Source organism: Streptantibioticus silvisoli (assembly GCF_027947535.2).
Lineage (GTDB): Bacteria > Actinomycetota > Actinomycetes > Streptomycetales > Streptomycetaceae > Streptantibioticus_C > Streptantibioticus_C silvisoli.
The window spans coordinates 54,047-73,965 of record NZ_JAAGKO020000045.1; the positions used below are offsets into that span (position 1 = coordinate 54,047).

Genomic DNA, 19,919 nt, shown 5'->3' on the forward strand with positions numbered 1-19,919 from the left:
CGGCAACGGAGTTCGCCCGTTTCACGGGGCTGGCCCCGGCGACCCGCCCGGCTACCGACCCCGCCCCGCCGCTCCGGCCGCGCCGGTGACCTCCAGCGGGACAGCGCGTGGCCCCCGGCAGCGCATGCCGGGGGCCAGGGGCGACGCCGTGTCGGCCCGTACGCGATGCGGCGGGCCGGTCAGCGGGTCGCGGTCTGCGGGAAGACCGCGGAACCGCCGACCAGAGGCAGGCTCGCGCTGGAGTGCGCGAGGTCGATGGTGACCTTCGGCGTGCCGGAGGGCGCGACGATCAGGCCGTTGTCGGTGCCCGCGACGATGAGGGCGAGGCGGTGGCCGGCCGGGACGATGTGGTCGCTGGCGGCCAGCTGGAGGGTGATGGTGTAGGACTTTCCGGGGGTGAGCGAGACTCCGGTCAGTGACGGGTCGTAGTGGCCGAGGTCGGCCCAGCCGCGGCTGAAGATCGTCGCACCGGTGCTCTCGGTGTCGGCGGCGGTGTCCAGGTAGCAGGCGCTGTCACCGGCGGTGCTGTCGCCCCAGCAGGAACGGGTGGACAGCGTCGTGATGCCCTCGCCGCTGTCCTCGTAGTTCCGGATGGTGGCCGGCCCCAGGTCCACCAGAACGGCCGACAGGTGCGCGCTGGAGGTCGAGGAGCTCGCGGTCAGCGTCACCGTGCCGCCGCCCGACAGCCGCATGTCCTGGGTGAGCGCGCCGGTGGTGAACGCCACCTTGTCGGACTTCGCCTGGTCCACCTGCGACGCCCAGTCGTCCTCGCTCTGCGAGGCGTTGTCCATGAAGTTCTCCGTGCTGCCGGCCGCCGCGGGGGTCAGGCCCAGGGTGCCGAGGCCGTTCGCGCTGCCGGGCCGCAGCGCGACGGTGGTCGCCGCCGTGCCGGCCGGGGGCCAGACCGCGTCAGTGGTCCAGGTGTCCGGAGTGCGCTCGATGTCGGCCATCGGCGCGGTGTCGATGCCGTTGTCGATGCCCATCAGGTAGTGGTCGAACCACTGGTGCAGCGTGTCGACCCAGGCCGACCTGCGGTAGTCGAACGGGTCGACGTGGCCGGTCTGCGACAGCCACAGCTTGCGCGGCACGTTGTTGGCCGCCAGCGCGGTCCACCACTGGCCGAAGTTCTTCGTGCGGACGTTGAGATCCTCCATGCCCTGCACGACGAAGACGCTCGCCTTGACGTTGGCGGCCTCGGCCGCGTAGTCCCGCTGCTGCCAGGCGCTGGTCCAGTCACCGTCGCGCGGCGCGCCGCTGCGCAGGGCCGTCTGCTCGGCCGAACAGTGCGACGACGCGGTACTGCTCTCCACATCGGAGGCCAGGGCGTCGGGGCCGGAGTCGTAGAGCGCGGCGCCCTGCGCGAAGTAGTAGTCGTACCAGGAGCTGATCGAACTGATCGGCACGATCGTCTTCAGCCCCTCGACGCCGGTGGCCGCCACGCCGTTGGCGATGGTGCCGTCCCAGCTCTTGCCGATCATGCCGACCGAGCCGTTGGCCCAGGTCGCTTGTGCCTGGGTGGTTCCGGTGTGCGTGGTGTAGCCGGTGGCGCGGCCGTTGAGCCAGTCGATGACCGATTTGGCGGACGTGATGTCCGAGGGGCCGCCGACGTCGACGCAGCCGTCGGACCGGTTGGTGCCGGCGAGGTCGACCAGCACGACCGCGTAGCCGCGCGAGACGAAGTAGTTGTCGTAGAACAGCGGGAACATGACGGGGTTGCCGCTGGAGTCGTAGGTCTTGACCTGGTTCTCGTTGCCGCGCCCGCAGCACGAGTAGTACGGGCTCGCGTCCATGATCACCGGCACCTGCTGGCCGGCCGCGGCCGGTTCGCTCGGCCGGATGATGTCGGCCGCGACACGGTCGGACTTGCCGTCCTTGTCGCCGTCGAGCCCGGTGTCGACCCAGACGGTCTGCCGGACCGCGTTGGCGTAGGAGTCCACCGGCTGCGTGCCGGTGGTGGCCGCCGGGGCGGCGGTGTGCCCGGCGGTACGGGCGGCCGCCGCGTGCGCCTGGGCCGGCGCTGCGACGGCCGCGGTCAGCGCGGCGACCAGGATCGCCACGGCCATGAGCGGAAGGATGCGGAGTCTCCGCGCGAATGACATCACGGACGCACTGTAGTTATTGATACGGCCATGACAACAGCCCCATTCCGGCGCAACCGGACGCCGCCGGCGCCCCCACCACCGTCTTCACCCGCGGCCACCACGTCCGCATCCACCCCGTCACCGGCCAGTACCACGACCGCGGCAACCCACCGGACGGCTCCGCCGCCAACCACGCCACCGCCGAACTGCGCGGCAATGCCCCGCCGCAGACGTCGACGTTGACGCGTTCCGGCAGCCGGGGCGAGGTGGCGGACGGCTCCCGGCGGGGCGAACCGCTCACGGACCGACTGTCAGGGGCGGTAGCGATCGGGCAGGTCACGCCGCGGGGCGCGGGCCCGCAGCTGCCACAACACCCCGTTGACCAGACTTGGCCCTGGACGGCCATGCCCGCTCCGAAGGAGTAGCCGTCGAAATAGCACGCGCACGCACCCTTTCCCGAACGCAGTCCGATCCCGCCGTTAACCCCACACGGACCTCGCGCCACAGCGACGCCGATCGAACACCTCTCCAGATATCTGAAGCGAATTTCCGACCCAGGATACTGGGAAGAGCAAATTACTGTCGAATTGAATCGATCACCAAATGTGCCAACACCCGGCCTGCGCGGCGTACAATTCCTCCTCCGCAGGCCAAGCCGATCTGTGATTACCAGTCCCAGCGCTCCTCGTGCGCCATGGCAAGAGGACCTGTGGCATAGCCGTCCACTTCACCGCTCTCAGGATCGGCCGAGTTGTCCATAAAACCCGCCGCGTACATCATGGCCTCGGCAGCCAGACCCGCATGAATTTTTTCGAGCCCAGTCATCACGTGCCGATGAGTGCCGACATCGACACCCCACAGACTCGCCGCAATCCAGAGAACGCTGACTTCCGAATCACCGATCCCTTCCTTCTCCTGAAGCATGCTGCGCCCATAGAAGTCCTTGAACAACTCAAAAGCGTCAGCGAAGGACACCATTGCGACGCGGCGACCGTCGACCATGTCGGCCCGCACCAAACCATGATTCATGAGCCAAACGCGCTGCGCCGGGGTCAGGAACACCAGTCGCACGGCCGCCCCGCACGGCGGGATCGGCCCGGCGCTTCGCATCATGCGCTCGCACAACTCGCCTTCATCAAGGCGCGACAGATCTTCCACAGAACACCTCACGAGTTGATGATTTCTCTCGATTGATTGACATATCAAAAGCCATGGATGAATTCCCGCCGAACGAATTAGTGGCAACCGGCGGACATGCCTCACGCTCCTCTGCCGCCGACTACCGGGCCGCTGAGCGTCGCCTCTTTTCGCTTCGCGACGGTCGAGGCAAAGAGAGACGCAATCTCACGCCTCTCAACAGGTCAGGGGGCGACCCCAGCCGCTCCGTCCCCTAGGCCCTCCCGTGTGGGATCGAAAGCCCCCAAGGCTCCCTCCAGTGCCGCAGCGATCTTCGGCGAGTAGGACCCATCGTATCCGGAGTTCGGATTCGGATTACCCTCGCCTCCGGTGGCGAATTTTGAAGCATCAGAGCGCACATATCCCGCATCTTCCGCGAGCGTCTTGAAATCTTCTCGCGATATTCCACGCAACGACTGGAGGTCCTGGAAGCTGCGAACCCCACCCGTAGCGCCGATCGAAACGGCATTACATTTGAAGACGTCTGGGTTCGCTTCGAAGCCATACATGCCGAGCGTGGCAAGTAATGGGCCGCAGAGGGAATTATTTTGGGAGCAGAGGTACTGCCAGTCGTGGTACTCCTTGTCCGCCGAGCGCGGTGCACCCCAGGCGCGGACAGCAGCCTTCCACGCGGCTCGAAAAGTCTTGAGATTCGGGTTGTCCGCCGACACGGTCACATGCGGGCTGGTGTGAACGAGGTCGCTGTTCGTTTCCGTTGACCGATGGTGTGAGCGGTGGTTCACGGTTCACGAGCTGTGCGGAGTCAGCACGAGCACTGAAGGACAGACCGCCGCCCCACGCTTTCCCTCCGGCAGACCCCCTCCGCCCGCCGACCGTTCTCATCCCCGGGGGGCAGGACATCCGGGGGACACCGACGGCCAACTGCATCGGCGGCACGAACGAGACGGAAGGCGCGCGCAGCCCCGTCACCGGCCACCGCCTTCCATGACGCATGCCACGTGGCTCGCGCACATCCAACCCGCTGACCTGAGGAGACACGGGGGCTGCACAGGTGCCTCTCACAACTTCTCACATCCGAAACGGACAATACGCATGCCAAAGGCCCGCCTCCACATCATGGAGGCAGGCTCTGACCTGCGAAAACACCGCCGGGACGACAGGAGTTGAACCTGCTGCGATCGAGGTTCACGCCTTCGGGCGTAGATGAGCCAAGAGACGTGCTCGACGGGCTCGTGCGGGACGTCAACAGGGCCCCTTCGGTCGCCGGTGTGATGACGGGAATCATCACGCCAACGACGAGGGGCCCTGCCTCGCCACCACACCCGCCGACCAGGCCGTTTCATCCTTCCAGCACAGGATGAAAGAGGCTCAGTGATCGCGGACCTTGTGGACAACGCACCGGTGGTTCTCGTCGGGGTCGCCCTGATAGCGCCACAGTTCGGGGGCGGCATGCGATCCGGTGAGTCCCAGGCCGACCTGGAGGGTCGTGCCGATGAACATGACCCCCGGGCCATCGGCCCAGTCACCGCTGGAAACCTGCGACCACGTGCCGTGCCGCGAGCCGCTCTCTCGCGTAATTCCGAACCCGCAAACGGAATGTGCCGTGAATGTTCCGTCAGCGTTGATACGGAGCACTCCGCCGCTGGGATCACGCCACGCACCGACCACTTCGTCCTTCGACAAGGATAGCGACTTCGGAGTCTCATTGGCGTGCACCAGCGATTTGGCCACGACCCCAGCGATGCCGATCAGGAGAACGACAGCAGCAGCGATGAGAAAAGCCCTGGTCCCACGCTTCACGGAAATCAGCCCGCCTCATATTAAAATCAATACATATCTGATGATCTCGCATCTTCGCTCACGCCCTCCTGGGGCAGGACGAGGGCCGAAGATACGAATCTGCCCGCGACTCATACTCAGGACGGTCAGCCGGTCACGTGAACCGTTCGAGACCAAGTGAAATCTTCCTCGATCGTCGCTCCCAGCCCGTGATGCGTGTTCGGAATACCGTTGGAGATGAAGTGGAAGAAAGAATTCCATCCGCTCTTGTTCGTGACCTTGAAATCGACCGTCGCCTCAGCAGAAACGGGGTCGTAGGATCTTACCTTCAAAGTCTCAGCATAGGAGCCGAGAAATGCATCCACCGGCGGACGGCCAAAAGATCCGTGGGACAGCACGGCCAGGCCGTCCGAGAGAAGGTTGGCTATTCCATGGTCCTCATAGTCCTCCACCGCAGTCGTTCCGACTGCCGTGCACAAAGTTGGGCTTTCCTCGCACTGCTGCAGCAGCGCCTGATTGTGCGGATCGTTCTGTAGTTCCTTGGTGAACGTGTCGCCTGGGCCGAAGTACATTTTCGGCACATATTGACCCACCCCCAGGGCCCAGAGGCCACCCATCCGGTAGGGACCGATACTGGTGCGTGAGGTCTTGACGATCGTTCTCCTCACCGCCGCCGCCCCGCTGGCGTCCACATCAGTACGAGACTCGCCCCCAGAGCCCACATAGACGCCTGCATCGCAGTTGTTACAGTCGGAATACTCGGCAGGCAGGCGGTCGATGTACTTTCCGCGGGCCGTGCCGCTGCTCTTGTTCTCACTGACGGCACCCTGGGACGTGGCATCGGCAACCGGATCCCCGTCGCCGTTCCGGATCCAGATGCGTCCGGTCCGGTCATTGCCGTCGACCGGGTCATTGTTGCTGTAGGCATAGCCGTTCCACTGCTGGGGGTCACCAATGTTCTGGAGGGAGTCGGGTGTGATGAACCTGCCCAGCGACGGATCGTACTCGCGGGCCCCGAGGTTCGTCAGTCCGGTGGTGTCGTCCACCGTGCCGCCGACGAAGCCCTTGTCACCGGGCCAGTTGGCCGGTGCCGTACCGCGGTCCTCGCCGAAGGGGGTGTATTCGCGGTGGGTGACGGTGAGGTTGCCGGCAGTGATGTCGGTGGTGGCGGTGCCCTGGGGGTTGGCCGACTGGTAGTCCAGGGTGCTGCCGGTCCGGCCGGCAGTGGCCGTGCGAAGCACGGTGGGAGCGCCGGGCAGGGAGTAGGCGCGGACGACAGAGGTGGTGCTACCGCTGGAGTTGAGGGTGATCTGGTCGCTGCCGAGGAACAGCGTCGTGGTGCCGTCGTCAGTGCGGGCGATCAGGTTGCCGTCGGGGTCGTAGCCGTAGCTGGAGGTGTGGGAGCCGGCAGCCAGGGTGTTGAGCTGGCCGGTGGCGTTCCAGGTGAGGGTCTGGTCCTGGTCGGGCTGATCGGTCCCGTTCTGGGTGGCGCCGACGGTGAGGGGGTTGCCGTCACCGTCGTAGGTGTAGGTCTGGGTGCTGTTCCCAGTGGTGGTGGTGTGGACAGCGTGGGTGTGGCCGGCCGTGTCGTAGACCTCGCCGGTGGTGACGTCCGGTGTGACGCCGGGGGTGAGGCTGTGGTCCGTTTTCGACAGGCGGTTGCCGGTCAGGTCGTAGCCGTAGGACTGCCAGTAGGGAGCCGGTCCGGCGCCGCTGATGTTCGACGGGTCGGGTGCGGTGTTGGTGCAGGAGCCGACGCCGTTGATGGACGGTGCGGGCTTGGTGGTGGTACCGCCGTCATCGGTCCAGACGTTGGTCAGGCGTGACAGGTAGTCGTAGGTGTAGCACTGGAGGTCGGTGTTGGCGGTGCCGCCGGCGTCCTGGACGTCGTCGGTGGAGGTCAGGTGGCCGGACGGGTCGTAGGTGTAGTCGATGGAGTCGACGGCGCTGGTGCCGTCCTCCTTGTCGAGGCTGTAGTTGAGCAGGCGTCCGGTGGCCTGTTCCCAGCTGTTGGTCGACACGACCTGGTCGGGGGTATCGCCCATGGTGGCCCGCAGGGTCTGGCCGAGCGGGGTGTAATCGATCCAGGCGTTGTACTTCGCCGCGCCGCCCAGGGTGACGGGCAGCCCCGGGTCGTCGTAGCCGTAGGTGAGCGTCTCGTCCGGCATCAGGCCGCCGGCGCCGGTGGTGCTGATGGCGGACTTCAGCAGCTGGTCCTGGACGGGTGTGTAGGTGTCGGCGGTGCTGTAGGTGATGTCGGAGGTGTTGCCGTACGCGTCGGACGGGATCGTGACCGTGGTGCCGGTGGGCTGGTAGTCGGTGGTGTAGCCGGCGACCGTGCTGGAGTACGTCTGCTTGCCGCTGGTCTGGTCGTAGGCGATGGCCGAGGCCGGGTAGCCCTTCGCACCGGTGGGGTCGTAACTCCAGGAGGCAATCTTCGTCCCGCTCGTCGTGCCCTTGTACTCGTCCGTCTTACGGCCCAGCGGATCGTAGTCGTAGGTCAGCTGGTGCTGGTCCTGGTCGGTGGTGCCGGTCACCTCGGCGTCGTCGTCGTACGCGGTGGTGGTGGTCCCGGTGTCGGGGTCGGTGGCGGAGTAGATGTCGCCGAGCAGGTCGTAGCTGGTCGTCCAGGTCACCGCCTGTGCCGCGCTGCCGGTGGCACTGTCGCCCTGGGCGAGCGGTCCGGTCTCCTGGACAGTGCGTCCCGCCGCGTCGTAGGTGTACAGGGTCTTGTCGTACGCCCCGGTCGGGGTGCCGGCGTGGAACTGGTCGAATTCGGTCTTCTGCCCGCGTATGTCGGTGACCGTCTCGGTCGGTGTGCCGCCGTCGGGCGGGGTGACGAGGGTTTCGTCGGCACCGTTGTACGCGGTGGTGGTCGACCACTGGAGCTGTCCCGCTACCCGGTCTACATCGACCCCGACGTCGACCCCACGCCGGTCTCGGTGACGCCCAACAGCTCCGGCTCCACCTACGTGCAGTCCGCCTACCCGAGCACCCAGAACTACAGCGACACCAGCAACGACCTCGGTGTTGGCGACCAGCAGTACCAGGCCAGCACCGGCGCGGAACGCACCTTCTACCAGTTCAACATGGGCGCGGCCGCCGGCACCGACATCAGCAGCGCCAAGCTGAACGTCACCCAGAACTACTCCGCCGACTGGGGCTGCACCGACTACACCGTCACCGCGAAGAACTCACCGCACATCAGCTCGTCCACCACATGGAACAACCAACCCACGCCCTACACCGATGACACCGACACCCAGTCGATCACCGGTAGCGGCAACTCGGGCTGCCCCGGCGACACCAAGGCAACCTTCAACATGACGAAGGCCGCCCAGGACGACGGGGACGGCGTGCTGACCTTCCGCCTCACCGGCGACGAATCGACCCCGAGCGCCTTCAAGCGCTTCAACAAGAGCGCCTCACTCACCCTGCTCTACAACAACCCGCCCAACGTCCCCACCAGCCCCACCACCTCGCCCATCCCGCAGCCGAACGACAACACCTGCACCATCAAGGGCGATTACGGCTGGATCGGAAACCTGTCCGGCGGCAGCGTCGGTCTGTCCGCCCACGTCAGTGACCCCGACGGATCCAAGCAGCAGATCCAGGGCAAGTTCAGCATGTGGGACGACGGAGGCGACGGCAGCGGCAGCACCCCTACCGCTTATCTGCCCGGCGTCAACGAGACCGACAGCACCAACGTCGTATCCGGAACCGGCGGCACCGTCAACCTGACCGTCCCTGCTGCCAAGTTGACCGACGGTCACCTCTATGGCTGGGATGTGCTCGCCTCCGACGGCATCGACACCTCGGACGCCTCCGACCACTGCCTGTTCTGGTACGACGCCTCCGCGCCCCACAACCCCACGGTGACGGACACCCCGCCGGGCAGCGCCGGGAGGAACCTGACGTTCTCCCTGAGCGCGACCGACGTGGTTCCCACCGGCGGCCGGGCCAGCGGCATCGACCACTACGACTACACCCTCGACTCCGCCACCGCCCTCGCCGGTGACGGCGGCACCCACGTCGCCCTCTCAGCGGCTGACAACGTCTCGGTGCCCGTCACCTCGTGGGGCACCCACACCCTTTACGCCGACTCCGTCGACCAGGCCGGCAACGAGTCCCAACCCACCACCGTCCGGTTCTACGTCCCGCAGAACACCGCCTCCGTCAGCCCCGGTGACGTCAACGACGACGGCGTGCCCGACCTGCTCGCCGCCGACAGCGGCAACAACAGCCTGGACCTCATCCAGCCCAACCAGTCCGTCCCCGGCACCACCACCGCTCCCACCCCTGCGATCGCCTCCGGCCCCGCGGACTCCCCTGACGGCACCACCTGGGCCAACACCCTCATCGCCCACCGCTCCTCGGGCAAGTACAGCGTCTCCGGCCAGAAGGTCGACGACCTGTGGGCGGAGAAGAGCGGCCACCTGTGGCTCTACACCAACAACATCAACAACTCCGGCGGGCTGCCCGGCCACAACCAGGAGTTCTACACGGCCGACAACCGCACCCAGGTCTACCGACCCACCTGCGCCTCCGGTGACTGCGCGCACTACTCAGCCACCAGCTGGTCCGCCGCCACCCAGATGATCGCCCCCGGCGACGGCAACGGCGACGGCAACGCCGACCTCATCACCGTCGAAGGCTCCGAACTCTGGCTCTTCCTCGGCTCCAACGCCTCCGGCTCCTTCGGCAGCGCCGTCCAGCTCGCCCCCGGCACCGACTGGAGCGACTACACGATCATCGCCCCCGGCGACGTCAACGGTGACGGGTACGCGGACCTGTGGGCCCGCAACAACACCACCGGCGTGATCTGCCAGTACCTCACCGCGGTCGATCCCGGCACGGGTGCCGTCACCCTCGGTACCGGCACCGCGATCGACACCGGCAGCTTCACCAAGACCCAGCGCCCCCTGATCGCCAGCCTCGGCGACATCGACGGCGACGGCTACCCCGACCTGTTCTCCACTGTCAACACCACCAACCCCACCGGCGTGCAGCTGTGGGCCAACATGGGCCACACCCTCACCGGCGGCACCGAGTTCGGCGCCCACGCCGTCGTCGACGACAGCAAGCTGTGGACGCACATCACCGACATCAACTGACCGGCAGGCGGTCCGTCGGCTGGAGAGCCATGGACCAGGGCCGCGAACGACCGACTCACCGCGGCGGGACGGTTGTTCCGCCGTCACCCGATCCGGCCGGCGACGGGGCCCGCGCGGCTCGTGGGCATCACGGTTCACGAGCTGTGCGGAGTCAGCACGAGCACTGAAGGACAGACCGCCGCCCCACGCCCTCCCTCCCGCAGAGCCCCTCCGCTCGCTGACCGCCTCATCCCCTGGGGTGCAGGACGTGCGGAGAGAGGCCGACGGCCAACTGCACCGGCGGCACGAACGAGACGGAAGGCGCGCGCAGCCCCGTCACCGGCCACCGCCTTCCATGACGCATGCCACGTGGCTCGCGCACATCCAACCCGCTGACCTGAGGAGACACGGGGGCTGCACAGGTGCCTCTCACAACTTCTCACATCCGAAACGGACAATACGCATGCCAAAAGCCCGCCTCCACGTTGTGGAGACGGGCTCTGACCTGCGACAGCACCGTCGGGACGACAGGAGTTGAACCTGCGACGCCTTGACCCCCAGTCAAGGGAGCGACATGACAAGCCACACGAAACGGTGGAAGCGAGTCCGGAGCCGCATCCGGAGCGCAAAACTGGGGCAATCTGGACGCAGCAGGTAATGCTCCCACTCCCCCGGAGGCTTCCATGTCCATGCCCACCTCGACCTCCTCCACGCCGGGGCCCGAGTCCACGTCCTCTCCCGGTGCGGTATCCAACGTCGCATCGGGACTCAACGCCACGCCGGCTCCCGGTTCGGCGAGGCGGTCGATCCTCGGGCCTGTCCAGCGGGGCGCGGCCACGGCGCTGACGGCGCTCCTTCTCACGTCCTGCGGAGCGATACCGCACGGGTCGCCAGGAAACGGCTCGTCCGGGCCGCCGGGGTCGAGCGCCCCGGTGTCGGCGGGGACACCCGCCACCACGGCCGGCGGAGCGGTACCGGTCGGCCCCGGACCTCAGCCCGCGTACCGCGTCCAGACCCAACCCGCCCCGGGCTCCTGCCACTTCCGCTACGCCGACGGCCACCAGCCACTGCCCGACGCGTCATGCACTCCCGGAGCCAGTAACCCCAAGGTCACGCAGTCCGACCTCGGCACGACCATCTGCCGCGCCGGCTACAGCTCCGGCATCCGCCCACCCACCGACATCACCGAACGGGAGAAGACGGCCAACGCCAAGTCCTACGGCTACACCGGTTCACTCCACGACGCCGAGTACGACCACCTGGTCAGCCTGGAACTCGGCGGCGACCCGAACGACGCCCGCAACCTCTGGGTCGAACCGCCCTCCCCCGACCACAAACCCGGCTCCGGCCCCGACAACGACAAGGACGCCGTCGAAAGCACCCTGCACAGTGCCGTCTGCGACCACAAGGCCACGCTGGCCGCCGCCCAGCACGCCATCGCCACCAACTGGACGACAGCGGAGGCGGTGCTCGGCCTGAAACAGAAGAAGTGAGCGCCGCCGGGGCCGGCGCCGGGAAGCGGCAGGAAGGAGACGCGGCGGATAGGTGGCAGCGGGGTGGGCGGAGGCCCCGGGTGGGCGCCGCGGTTCACTCCCCCGTCGTACCGCCGGCCCGGGTCGGCGGCCAGTCCTCCGCCAGCAGTCCGAGGATCAGTTCGTCGAGGAACTCTCCGTAGACCCAGGCGGAGCGGCGGCGCAGGCCCTCGCGAACGAAGCCGCAGCGGTGGGCGGCGGCGACCATGGCGTGGTTGTCGTACAAGGTGTTGATCTCCAGGCGCCGCAGACCGCGCACGGCGAAGCCGTACTCGCACAGCACACGCACGACATCGGTACCGAGACCTCGGCCGCGGGCGGAGGGAAGGAGGGACAGCCCGAGGTGGGCGCCGCGGTTGTGGAGGTCGATGCCCCACAGGAGCGCCTCACCGACGAGCCGTTCACCGTCCGGGGCGTCGGGCGTCACGGGGACGGCCTCGACGACGGTGAAGTGGGCCGCATCCGGGGCCGGGTCGTCCAGGGCGTGGGTGAACGGCGACTTCGACGGCTGCGTGGGCACCCAGGGCCTGCTGTCAGCACGCGAATGGCCGAGCACATCGTCGTACAGGCCGTCGCACAACACCGCGACGTCGGACTCCCGCCGGGAGCGCAGGAGGACTCTCTCTCCACGTATCACGCCCCCAGTGCTATCCCGGCGGACGGCGGGCGGACAACTGGATATCGACTCGGCCACACCCGTCCGGAGTAATCGCCGCTCGGCGCCTGGCGCACGTTCACGCCACCGCATCGCTGCGCGGTCACTCCCGCCACCGCACCGGCGCGCGGCTGCATCGCCGTGCCGTCGCACCGCCGCGCGCCAGCTTCGCCATGCCGCCTAAGTCGCCGCGCCGCCAAGCGGGACCTCAATGCGTTGCCACACCGCCGGCCCCCGCGCCGCCTGCCGCCACGGCGCCGGTCGGGCCGCTGCCCCGCCTCGGTGCACTGCAACACCGCAGCCCCCGCGCCGCCGGCCCCCGCACCGCCTGTCACCACGGCGCCGCTCGAACCTCCGCCACGCCCCCGGCACGCGCCCGCACCGCCGCCCTCGTACCCGTAACGCCAGCACCCGCACCGCCGGCCGACAGCCCGCACCGCCACCCCGCCGACCCCCACTCCCCGTACCCCGTGCCGCAACCGTCCAGCCCGCCGTCGATCCGCAGGAACACCCGCCTCACCCCTATTCGCTCGTACGTTCTATAGCGTCGTACGCTGGGGTTATGGCAGCGGTACAGGGGTCACTCTTCGACGCGGGGGACGAGATCGGGCTGAGGTCCTTGGCCGGGGTGCGGCGGAGGGTGCTCGGGCAGGGGGCGTGGATCGACGTGCTGCCGGGGTGGTTGACGGGCGCGGATCTGCTGTTCGCGGCGCTGGTGGAGGAGGTGCCGTGGCAGGCGGGGCGGCGGCGGATGTATGAGCGGGTGGTGGACGTACCGCGGCTGCTGTCGTACTACCGGGCGGGTGAGCGGTTGCCGCATCCGGTACTGGAAGAGGCACGGGCGGCGTTGAGCGCGCGGTACGCGGTGGAGCTGGGTGAGCCGTTCCGCAGTGCGGGGCTGTGTTACTACCGGGACGGGCGGGACAGCGTCGCGTGGCACGGGGACCGGATCGGGCGCGGGGAGCGGGAGGACACGATGGTGGCGATCGTGTCGGTCGGGGAGCCGCGGACACTGGCGTTGCGGCCGCGCGACGGTGGCGGGCCGGCGGTGCGGCAGCCGCTGGGGCACGGCGATCTGATCGTGATGGGCGGCTCGTGCCAGCGCACCTGGGACCACTGCGTGCCGAAGTCGGCGCGGCAGGTGGGGCCGCGGATCAGCGTGCAGTTCCGGCCGGCGGGGGTGGCGTGAGGCCGGGGTGGCGCCGTCGGCGCACGGCCGGGCGGAGGCCGGGCAGGAACGGGAGGGCGGCCGCGGAGCCGACGGTTCCGGGCCACGCACCCGGGCCACGAGGCAGTGAAGGCGGTCGGCGCGGCGACGACCGCAAGCGGACGGCGGCCAGTAGTTGCAAGGTCGAATTGCCGGTGGTCGTCACTAGACTGTTCCCCATGTCCCCTACCTCTGAGCCTGTGGTGTCACCCGCGCCGGCGGGCCGGTTGGAACACGCTCAGGCGGAGATCCGCCGACTCACCGAGCGCGGCCAGCTGTCGGCGGTCGATCGGCTGGAGCTGGCGCGATGGCAGCGCATGTGGCTCGCGGCGTGGCGGGAGATGGTGGCTCCGGCGGCGGCATGACGGAGGGCGGGGCGCGGCGGCCGCTGCGACTGTTTCCCGTTGCGGACCGCCCGGTGAACCCGTTCGACGGACCGCCCGCTGCCCGTTCGGCACGAAGGCGACCCGGCGACCCGGCGGCCTGCCCGCCAGGGCAGCGGGGCAGCGGGGGAAGTAAGGGGTCCGGAGATCAAAGCGGCGGCGGTGTCGCGGAATCGAACCGCAGTTCCCCGGGGGGAACGTCTTCCAGAAGTAACCGCTGCCTGCGCACCCGGACTTGACGACGACTGTAGTGGACGCCGCCGACGCCGCGCCTGGATATTCCGGCGCCGTCCACGTCCCCCGGTCTCAGTACTCCCCTACCCCTTGTCGTCGGTCAGGTCGCGGACGTGGGTGTTGATGTCGGTGACCATGCTCTCCAGGGACCAGGTCTTGTTCGACTGGTCGGACCGGTCGGCGGGGGCGGTGTAGAGGCCGTCGGTATGGGCGACGGCGGCGGCTATCGACGGGAGCGCCGCCTTGATCTGGCTCGCGATCTCGGCGGCCAGCCACTTCTTGTCGTCGGCGCTGAGTGCCATGTCGTCCTCCTCGGGGTCGACGCCGGGCCAGTAGTCGGCCACGACGGACTGGTCGTAGTGGGCGGTGCTCTTGAACTGCTTGGCGACGGCCCCCGACGGGACGGTCGCCTTGCCGTCGTAGTCGGCGATCCAGTAGTGCGGTTGGGCGACCCCGGCCTTGGTGAACGCGGCGCGTACCGACGGCCAGGTACTGGAGTTGCAGTACACGGTCGGGTCGGCGCCGGCGTGCCGGCGGGCGGTCACCCAGCCGGGGGCCTGCGCGGGCGTGGCGTCGCCGGTCTCCACGTCCAGCACCTGCCCCGCGTGCGTGGAGGCGAAGACGGCGATCTCCACGACGCGGGCCTTGGGAAACCGTTTCCGCAACGCGGTCACGTTGGCGTAGATGCCGTCCACGTAGCCGGCGTAGAGCGGTGCGCCGCTGGGGAGGTCGGCTACGGTCACGCCGTCGTACATCGTGCGTGTCATCGGCTGGCCCCTTCCTTGACGAGTCGTCCGGCCCGCACCGGCCGATGAGGGCGCGGGCGTGTGATGCGGCGCGCCGCACGCGGGGGTGACGGCGGGTCGGCATCGGTACCCTCAGGATGTCCGCGACGGGCCGGGTCACACCACGGGAATACGAGAAAAAGCCCCGGGATCCCGGTACGTGCGGGGCGCCGACGGCCGTACGCTGTTCCGTTGATGGGCCATCGCCCGAGGTGCGGCGCGTGTACGGATGGCAATGGCGGACGCGCGGGCGGCGGGGCCGTTGTGGACGCGAACGTCGGCGAAGTCGGCGCCGAGGCGGCGAAGAGCGGCCCGGGCCGCCCTCGTGGCCGCCGGCCGCTGGAGGGCTCCCGCGCTGACGGTACGGGTATCTCGCGGTGCAGACGCCCCTAGCCGCGCAGACGCCCCACGCCGTACACGTGCGCCCCTCGCCGCGCGGGCACCCCCCGCCGTGCAGGCCGCCCCGGTCGGGTGCCGCAGGCGCACCCCTCTCGTGAGCCGGTCGTGCTACCGCACAACCGCTCGGCGCGGCATGCGCCCCCGGGTTGTGGCCGAGCCTTTCAGTAGCTGTCAAGGAGGCGTCATGGCCGCGCTCAACGCATGGACCGTTCGGCCCGAGGACTACCACCAGGCCGGCGACACGGACTGGACGGCCGCGTTCCGGAAGCTGTTCGCCGACGTCGGCAAGCGGCTGGCCACGGATGCGGGCGGTTCCGTCCCGGTGTCCACGGTCGAGGTGCTACTGACCGGCGTCTACACCGTGAGCGACACGATCATGCCCGCGGTGTCCGGACGCGCTCAGGGCCTCACGGTGCGCGGGCTGGGCAAGCGGTCGTCCGAGATCGTCATGGCCGGCGCCGCGCCGCTCCTGGTCAACACGGACCGCTGGATGGGCGTCACCTGGTACGACTGCTCCTTCCGCTCCACGAACAAGGCCGCGGACTACCTCCATTCCAACTGCTCGGACATCGGCGGGGCACAGGACTGGAACTTCGTCCGCTGCGAATGGCGCGGCACCTGGGGCAACGGGATCGTCCTCGACGGTCCGCGGAACTCGAACTGCAACTCCGAATGGGTCTTCGACCGGTGCACGGTCACCGGGTCCTACGAGAACGCCTGGCTGTGGTCCGGCAGGTCCGGCTACCCGGCGCAGGACCAGTTCCTCAACTTCTCCCTCCGCGACTGCAAGGTCGAGTACCAGTACGGGACCGCGCTGCGCTTCGACAAGGGCGGCTCGATCGCGATCTCCGGCGGCTCGTGGATTCTCGAAGGAGCCCGGCCGGACGGCGCCCGGTCCCGGTTCATCCAGCTCGCCGGCGGAAGTCACTACGACTCGGTGCAGAAACTCGCGGTCCGGGACGTCAGGTTCGAACTGCGCAACGTGACGCACCAGGTCATCAACAGCGCCTGGTCCGACTCGCAGATCGTCTTCGACGGCTGCGACGACACGGCCCTGGGCTTCGAAGCGTTCTCCGCCGCGCTGATCGCCCACGAGTACACCGACCCCGGGATCGTCAGCTACCGCAACTGTGCGCTCGTCGGGAAACACGCCTACCACCAGACCAAGCAGCCCGGCCGGCCCGGCTCCGGAGCCCGGTACACCGACTGCACCCGCAAGAACAACCGGACGAACGCGACCTTCATCGCCCGCACCGTCGCCCCGGGCATGTCCCCCGGCGGCGTGCACGTCCAGTACGTCGACGACGGCGACGGGATCGCGTGACCGCCCGCACCGGTGTCGCCCGCGCCGGTGTCGCCCACCGGCGGCACCCCGGGCCCGGCCGCGCCGCGAGCGGCACCGCACGATGCGGCCGGGTCCGCCGTACACCGCCCGGCCGCCAGCAGGTGCCGGCGGCCGGGCGGGCGGTGGCTAGCGGATGCCGACGCCGGCCAGCGCGAGCCGCTGGACCGGGGTGATGTCGGTGGGGAAGTAGACGTAGACCACGCCGCCGGAGCCGCTGGAGACGCCGCCGGTGGCGTTGATGCGCTGGGTGCGCAGCCACACCGTCTCGAACTGCGCGCGCCGGTAGACGTTGCGCACCGCGGCGTCGTCGGAGCTGGCCGGGTCGTGGGCGACCACGTCGCCGTCGGCGGTGAAGCCGGCGATGCACATCAGGTGGCCCGAGGTGCTGTAGTTGGCGCCGTCGAGGTCGGAGGCGATGAAGGACTGGGACGTTATCACCGGGATGCCGTGCTTGATCAGGTGCTCGATGTCGTTGAGCGAGTGCAGCCGGGTGACGACGCCTTCCATGTCCGGCCAGCTGGCGGCGTAGGCGGCGTTGAACGGCCAGTTGCCGCAGCCCTCGTACTGGTAGTCGTAGGTGTAGCGGGCCGCGTAGTCGACCTCGGGGTCGGCGTAGGTGGGGTCGACCCAGGCCAGCTGGGCCTGGGAGGGGCCGCGGCCCCAGTACTTGACGACCATCGACGAGGAGGTGGGGCTGCACCACGCCTCGCCGCCGTTGTCGTACTGCGGGTACTGGCCCTTGTGGATGTCCTGGGAGAACGTCGGCACCGGCAGCTCGATGCCGGCGGCGTCGCCGGGCGTGGAGGCGGGCACGGTGAAACGGTCCGGGATGTCGGAGGCCATCGCGCCGACCCGCCAGACGATCGGGCTCGCCTGGTCACCGGGCTTGCGGTACAGCGTGACGCGCAGCTGGTACGCGGTCAGGCGCAGGCCGGTCGAGGCGTCGTCGATGGCGAAGGTGTCGGTGCCGATGTTGCTCTTGCCGTCGTCCTGCCCGTCGAGGGAGGTGCGCCGGATGTCGGCGTCGGAGTCACCGGAGGTCCAGCGGCCCATGACGTACCACGGGGTGGCGGTGCCGTCGGAGTACGTGCCGCCCATCTCGACCTGGATCCAGGTGCCTTCGGGGGTGGCGGCGTTCCAGGAGGCGACGAGCTGGCTGGCGCCGAACCGCAGCTGGTGCCGCGGGGAGGTCCACACCGCGTACTCGTAGTCGGCGGTGGTGGAGGTGTGCGGGTCGGTGTAGCTGGTGGTGCCGGCCGGGTGGCCGACGGCGATGCCGGGACGGCGGCCGGGCACGACCAGCGTGCCGTGGCCCGCGCCGCAGCGCCAGTCGGTGTAGGTGGTCCAGGAGTGGTAGTCCACGGGCGCGTCCTGCGGGGCCGGGGCGGTGTCCGCCGGGTGGGCGGGCCGCCCGGCGGTGGCGGAGTGCGGCGCGGCGGAGGCCCGGGCCGGGTCCACGACGGCCACGGTCGCCGCGGTCGCGAGCGCGGCGGCCAGAACGGCACGGCGCGGAGCGGGTCTTGTCATTGCGGAGCCCCATCTCCTCGTTGCTGAGGTGTTCGTGAGTGCTTCGTCGGTGACGCGGGGGGCCGGTAACCGGTTCGCAGGGCAACTATCGCCGGTGCGACCGTGATTCGGCCAGGGTTACCAGGCAGGTCAGCGATGTTTATTGGTATAGACCACTGGCGCCCTTCCGGCTGACGGTACGTCATCGCGGCCGTTCGTCACACCGGTCGGGCCGGCCAGGCGTGTCGGCCGGGTCGGCGTCGCCCGGCCCGTCGTGCGCGGCGGCCCTGTCCGGTCCCGTCACGCCCGTCACGCCCCTCGGTCCCATCACGCACATCACGCATATCGTGCGCGCCAGGCGCGTCAGGCGTGACGCGTGTCAGGCGGGCAGCACGACCAGATCGCGGCCGGTGGTGTTGAGCCGTTCGCCGCCGTCCTCGGTGCACACCGCGATGTCCTCGATGCGGGCGCCGAACCGGCCCGGCAGGTAGATGCCCGGCTCCAGCGAGAAGGTCATCCCCGGCTCCAGCACCAGGTCGTTGCCCGCCACGATGTACGGCTCCTCGTGCGTCTCCAGGCCGATGCCGTGGCCGGTGCGGTGGATGAAGTGGTCGCCGTAGCCGGCGTCCTCGATGATGTCGCGGCCCACCGCGTCGAGTTCCTGGGCGGTGATGCCGGGCCGCACCGCGTCGGTCTGGGTCTGCTGGGCGCGGCGCAGCACCTCGTACAGGTCGCGGAAGTCGGCGTGCGGCTCGCCGACCGCGTAGGTACGGGTGGAGTCGGAGCAGTAGCCGTCGGCCGTGGTGCCGCCGATGTCGACGACGACCGCGTCGCCGCGCCGGATGGTGCGGTCGGAGACCTCGTGGTGCGGGCTGGCGCCGTTGGGTCCGGCGCCGACGATGACGAAGTCGCAGGTGGCGTGGCCGGCCTCGACGATGGCGGCGGCGATGTCCTGGGCCACCTCGCGTTCGGTGCGGCCGGGCCTGAGCCAGTCGCCGATCCGCCGGTGCACCCGGTCGATGGCGGCGCCGGCCCGGCGCAGCGCGGCGATCTCGGCCGGTGACTTGCGCATCCGCATCTCCCGCAACACCGTGCCGGCCAGCGTCTGTTCGGCGCCGGGCAGCGCGGCGCGGAACGCCAGCACCTTCTCGGCCCACATGTGGTTGTCGACCCCGACCCGGCGGACCCCGGACGTCAGGCGCTCGGCGACCAGGGCGTACGGGTCGTCCGTCTCGGCCCAGCCGATGATCTCCACGCCGAGCGCACCGGCCGGCGACGCCTCGGCGGCCGGCTTCTCCAACGCCGGTACCACCAGCAGCGGATCGCCCTGGGCCGGGCAGACCAGGCAGGTCAGCCGCTCCAGCGGGTGGGCCTGGTAGCCGGTCAGGTACCGCAGGTCGGCACCGGGCGAGACGAGCAACGCGTCCAGGCCGGCGGCGGCCGCCGCCCGGCAGGCGGTCGCGACCCGGTCGGCGGGATACAGGGCGGCGGCGGTGTCCCGGGTGTCAGTCACACCGGCCACCGTAGACGCCCGTCCGGCCGCCCGGCGGCAACGACCCAGCCCCGGCACGCCGTGCGCCCCGCCACGCCTGCCACCACACCGCCCGCTGCGACCGCACCGCCCGCCACGACCGCGCCACGCCTGCCACCGCACCGCCCACCGCCACCGCACCGGCGCAGCCCACCGCACCCCCGCAGCCCGACACGCCCGGACCGCACCGACGCCCACCGCACCGCCCACCACTCCCCCGCACCGCAGCGCAACGCCCCCACCCCCCACGTA

The 19,919-nt window shown here is 69.4% G+C and carries 15 protein-coding genes; 5 read left to right on the forward strand and 10 right to left on the reverse strand.

The features are described from left to right. Window positions 1-179 precede the first annotated feature (179 nt). From POF43_RS25865 to POF43_RS25885, 5 genes are all read right to left on the reverse strand, one after another. A complete protein-coding gene (locus POF43_RS25865; protein WP_271323366.1) occupies window positions 180-2,063 on the reverse strand; it encodes a Xaa-Pro dipeptidyl-peptidase in 1,884 nt (627 codons plus the stop codon). A 684-nt stretch (window positions 2,064-2,747) separates the two neighbouring features. Next, window positions 2,748-3,239: a hypothetical protein gene (locus POF43_RS25870; RefSeq protein ID WP_271323367.1), complete on the reverse strand. Its 492-nt coding sequence runs from the start codon at window positions 3,237-3,239 to the stop codon at window positions 2,748-2,750. Window positions 3,240-3,442: 203 nt separating this feature from the next. Then, window positions 3,443-3,928 (reverse strand): hypothetical protein, encoded by a 486-nt coding sequence (locus POF43_RS25875; RefSeq protein WP_271323368.1) that lies wholly within the window; start codon window positions 3,926-3,928, stop codon window positions 3,443-3,445. A gap of 658 nt (window positions 3,929-4,586) precedes the next feature. Further along, window positions 4,587-5,018, reverse strand: coding sequence for a hypothetical protein (locus POF43_RS25880; protein ID WP_271323369.1), 432 nt, complete (start codon window positions 5,016-5,018; stop codon window positions 4,587-4,589). Window positions 5,019-5,143: 125 nt separating this feature from the next. Beyond that, window positions 5,144-7,633, reverse strand: a complete 2,490-nt coding sequence (locus POF43_RS25885) for an RHS repeat domain-containing protein (RefSeq protein WP_271323370.1) — start codon at window positions 7,631-7,633, stop codon at window positions 5,144-5,146. 123 nt (window positions 7,634-7,756) lie between these two features. On the opposite strand from POF43_RS25885, the gene POF43_RS25890 reads away from it, so the two are divergent. Continuing rightward, entirely contained in the window at window positions 7,757-10,111 is a 2,355-nt protein-coding gene (locus POF43_RS25890) for an FG-GAP-like repeat-containing protein (RefSeq protein WP_271323371.1), read from the forward strand. Window positions 10,112-11,022: 911 nt separating this feature from the next. Beyond that, window positions 11,023-11,583: a hypothetical protein gene (locus POF43_RS25895; RefSeq protein WP_308217766.1), complete on the forward strand. Its 561-nt coding sequence runs from the start codon at window positions 11,023-11,025 to the stop codon at window positions 11,581-11,583. A gap of 94 nt (window positions 11,584-11,677) precedes the next feature. On the opposite strand, the gene POF43_RS25900 is transcribed toward POF43_RS25895, so the two are convergent. Continuing rightward, window positions 11,678-12,259 carry a GNAT family N-acetyltransferase gene (locus POF43_RS25900; RefSeq protein WP_271314720.1) on the reverse strand — a complete coding sequence of 194 codons (582 nt, stop codon included), beginning with the start codon at window positions 12,257-12,259 and terminating at the stop codon, window positions 11,678-11,680. A gap of 580 nt (window positions 12,260-12,839) precedes the next feature. Between POF43_RS25900 and POF43_RS25905 the strand changes: the two genes are divergently transcribed. Beyond that, entirely contained in the window at window positions 12,840-13,466 is a 627-nt protein-coding gene (locus tag POF43_RS25905) for an alpha-ketoglutarate-dependent dioxygenase AlkB (RefSeq protein WP_271324597.1), read from the forward strand. 197 nt (window positions 13,467-13,663) lie between these two features. After that, window positions 13,664-13,849, forward strand: a complete 186-nt coding sequence (locus POF43_RS25910; RefSeq protein WP_271315901.1) for a hypothetical protein — start codon at window positions 13,664-13,666, stop codon at window positions 13,847-13,849. 335 nt (window positions 13,850-14,184) lie between these two features. Here POF43_RS25910 and POF43_RS25915 read toward each other — a convergent pair whose 3' ends face one another. After that, complete coding sequence (locus POF43_RS25915; RefSeq protein WP_271324596.1) at window positions 14,185-14,868, reverse strand: hypothetical protein; 684 nt, start codon at window positions 14,866-14,868, stop codon at window positions 14,185-14,187. A 135-nt stretch (window positions 14,869-15,003) separates the two neighbouring features. Continuing rightward, window positions 15,004-15,372 carry an eCIS core domain-containing protein gene (locus tag POF43_RS35220; RefSeq protein ID WP_372516124.1) on the reverse strand — a complete coding sequence of 123 codons (369 nt, stop codon included), beginning with the start codon at window positions 15,370-15,372 and terminating at the stop codon, window positions 15,004-15,006. Window positions 15,373-15,469: 97 nt separating this feature from the next. On the opposite strand from POF43_RS35220, the gene POF43_RS25920 reads away from it, so the two are divergent. After that, window positions 15,470-16,609 (forward strand): hypothetical protein, encoded by a 1,140-nt coding sequence (locus POF43_RS25920; protein WP_271324595.1) that lies wholly within the window; start codon window positions 15,470-15,472, stop codon window positions 16,607-16,609. Between the two features lie 147 nt (window positions 16,610-16,756). Here the strand turns inward: POF43_RS25920 and POF43_RS25925 are convergent, their stop codons facing one another. Together POF43_RS25925 and POF43_RS25930 are read right to left on the reverse strand one after the other, a co-directional pair. Next, window positions 16,757-18,157 (reverse strand): C39 family peptidase, encoded by a 1,401-nt coding sequence (locus POF43_RS25925; protein WP_271324594.1) that lies wholly within the window; start codon window positions 18,155-18,157, stop codon window positions 16,757-16,759. Window positions 18,158-18,515: 358 nt separating this feature from the next. Beyond that, the gene (locus POF43_RS25930) at window positions 18,516-19,658 is read right to left on the reverse strand and encodes a M24 family metallopeptidase (RefSeq protein ID WP_271315894.1); all 1,143 of its coding nucleotides are present in this window, start codon (window positions 19,656-19,658) and stop codon (window positions 18,516-18,518) included. Window positions 19,659-19,919 lie beyond the last annotated feature (261 nt).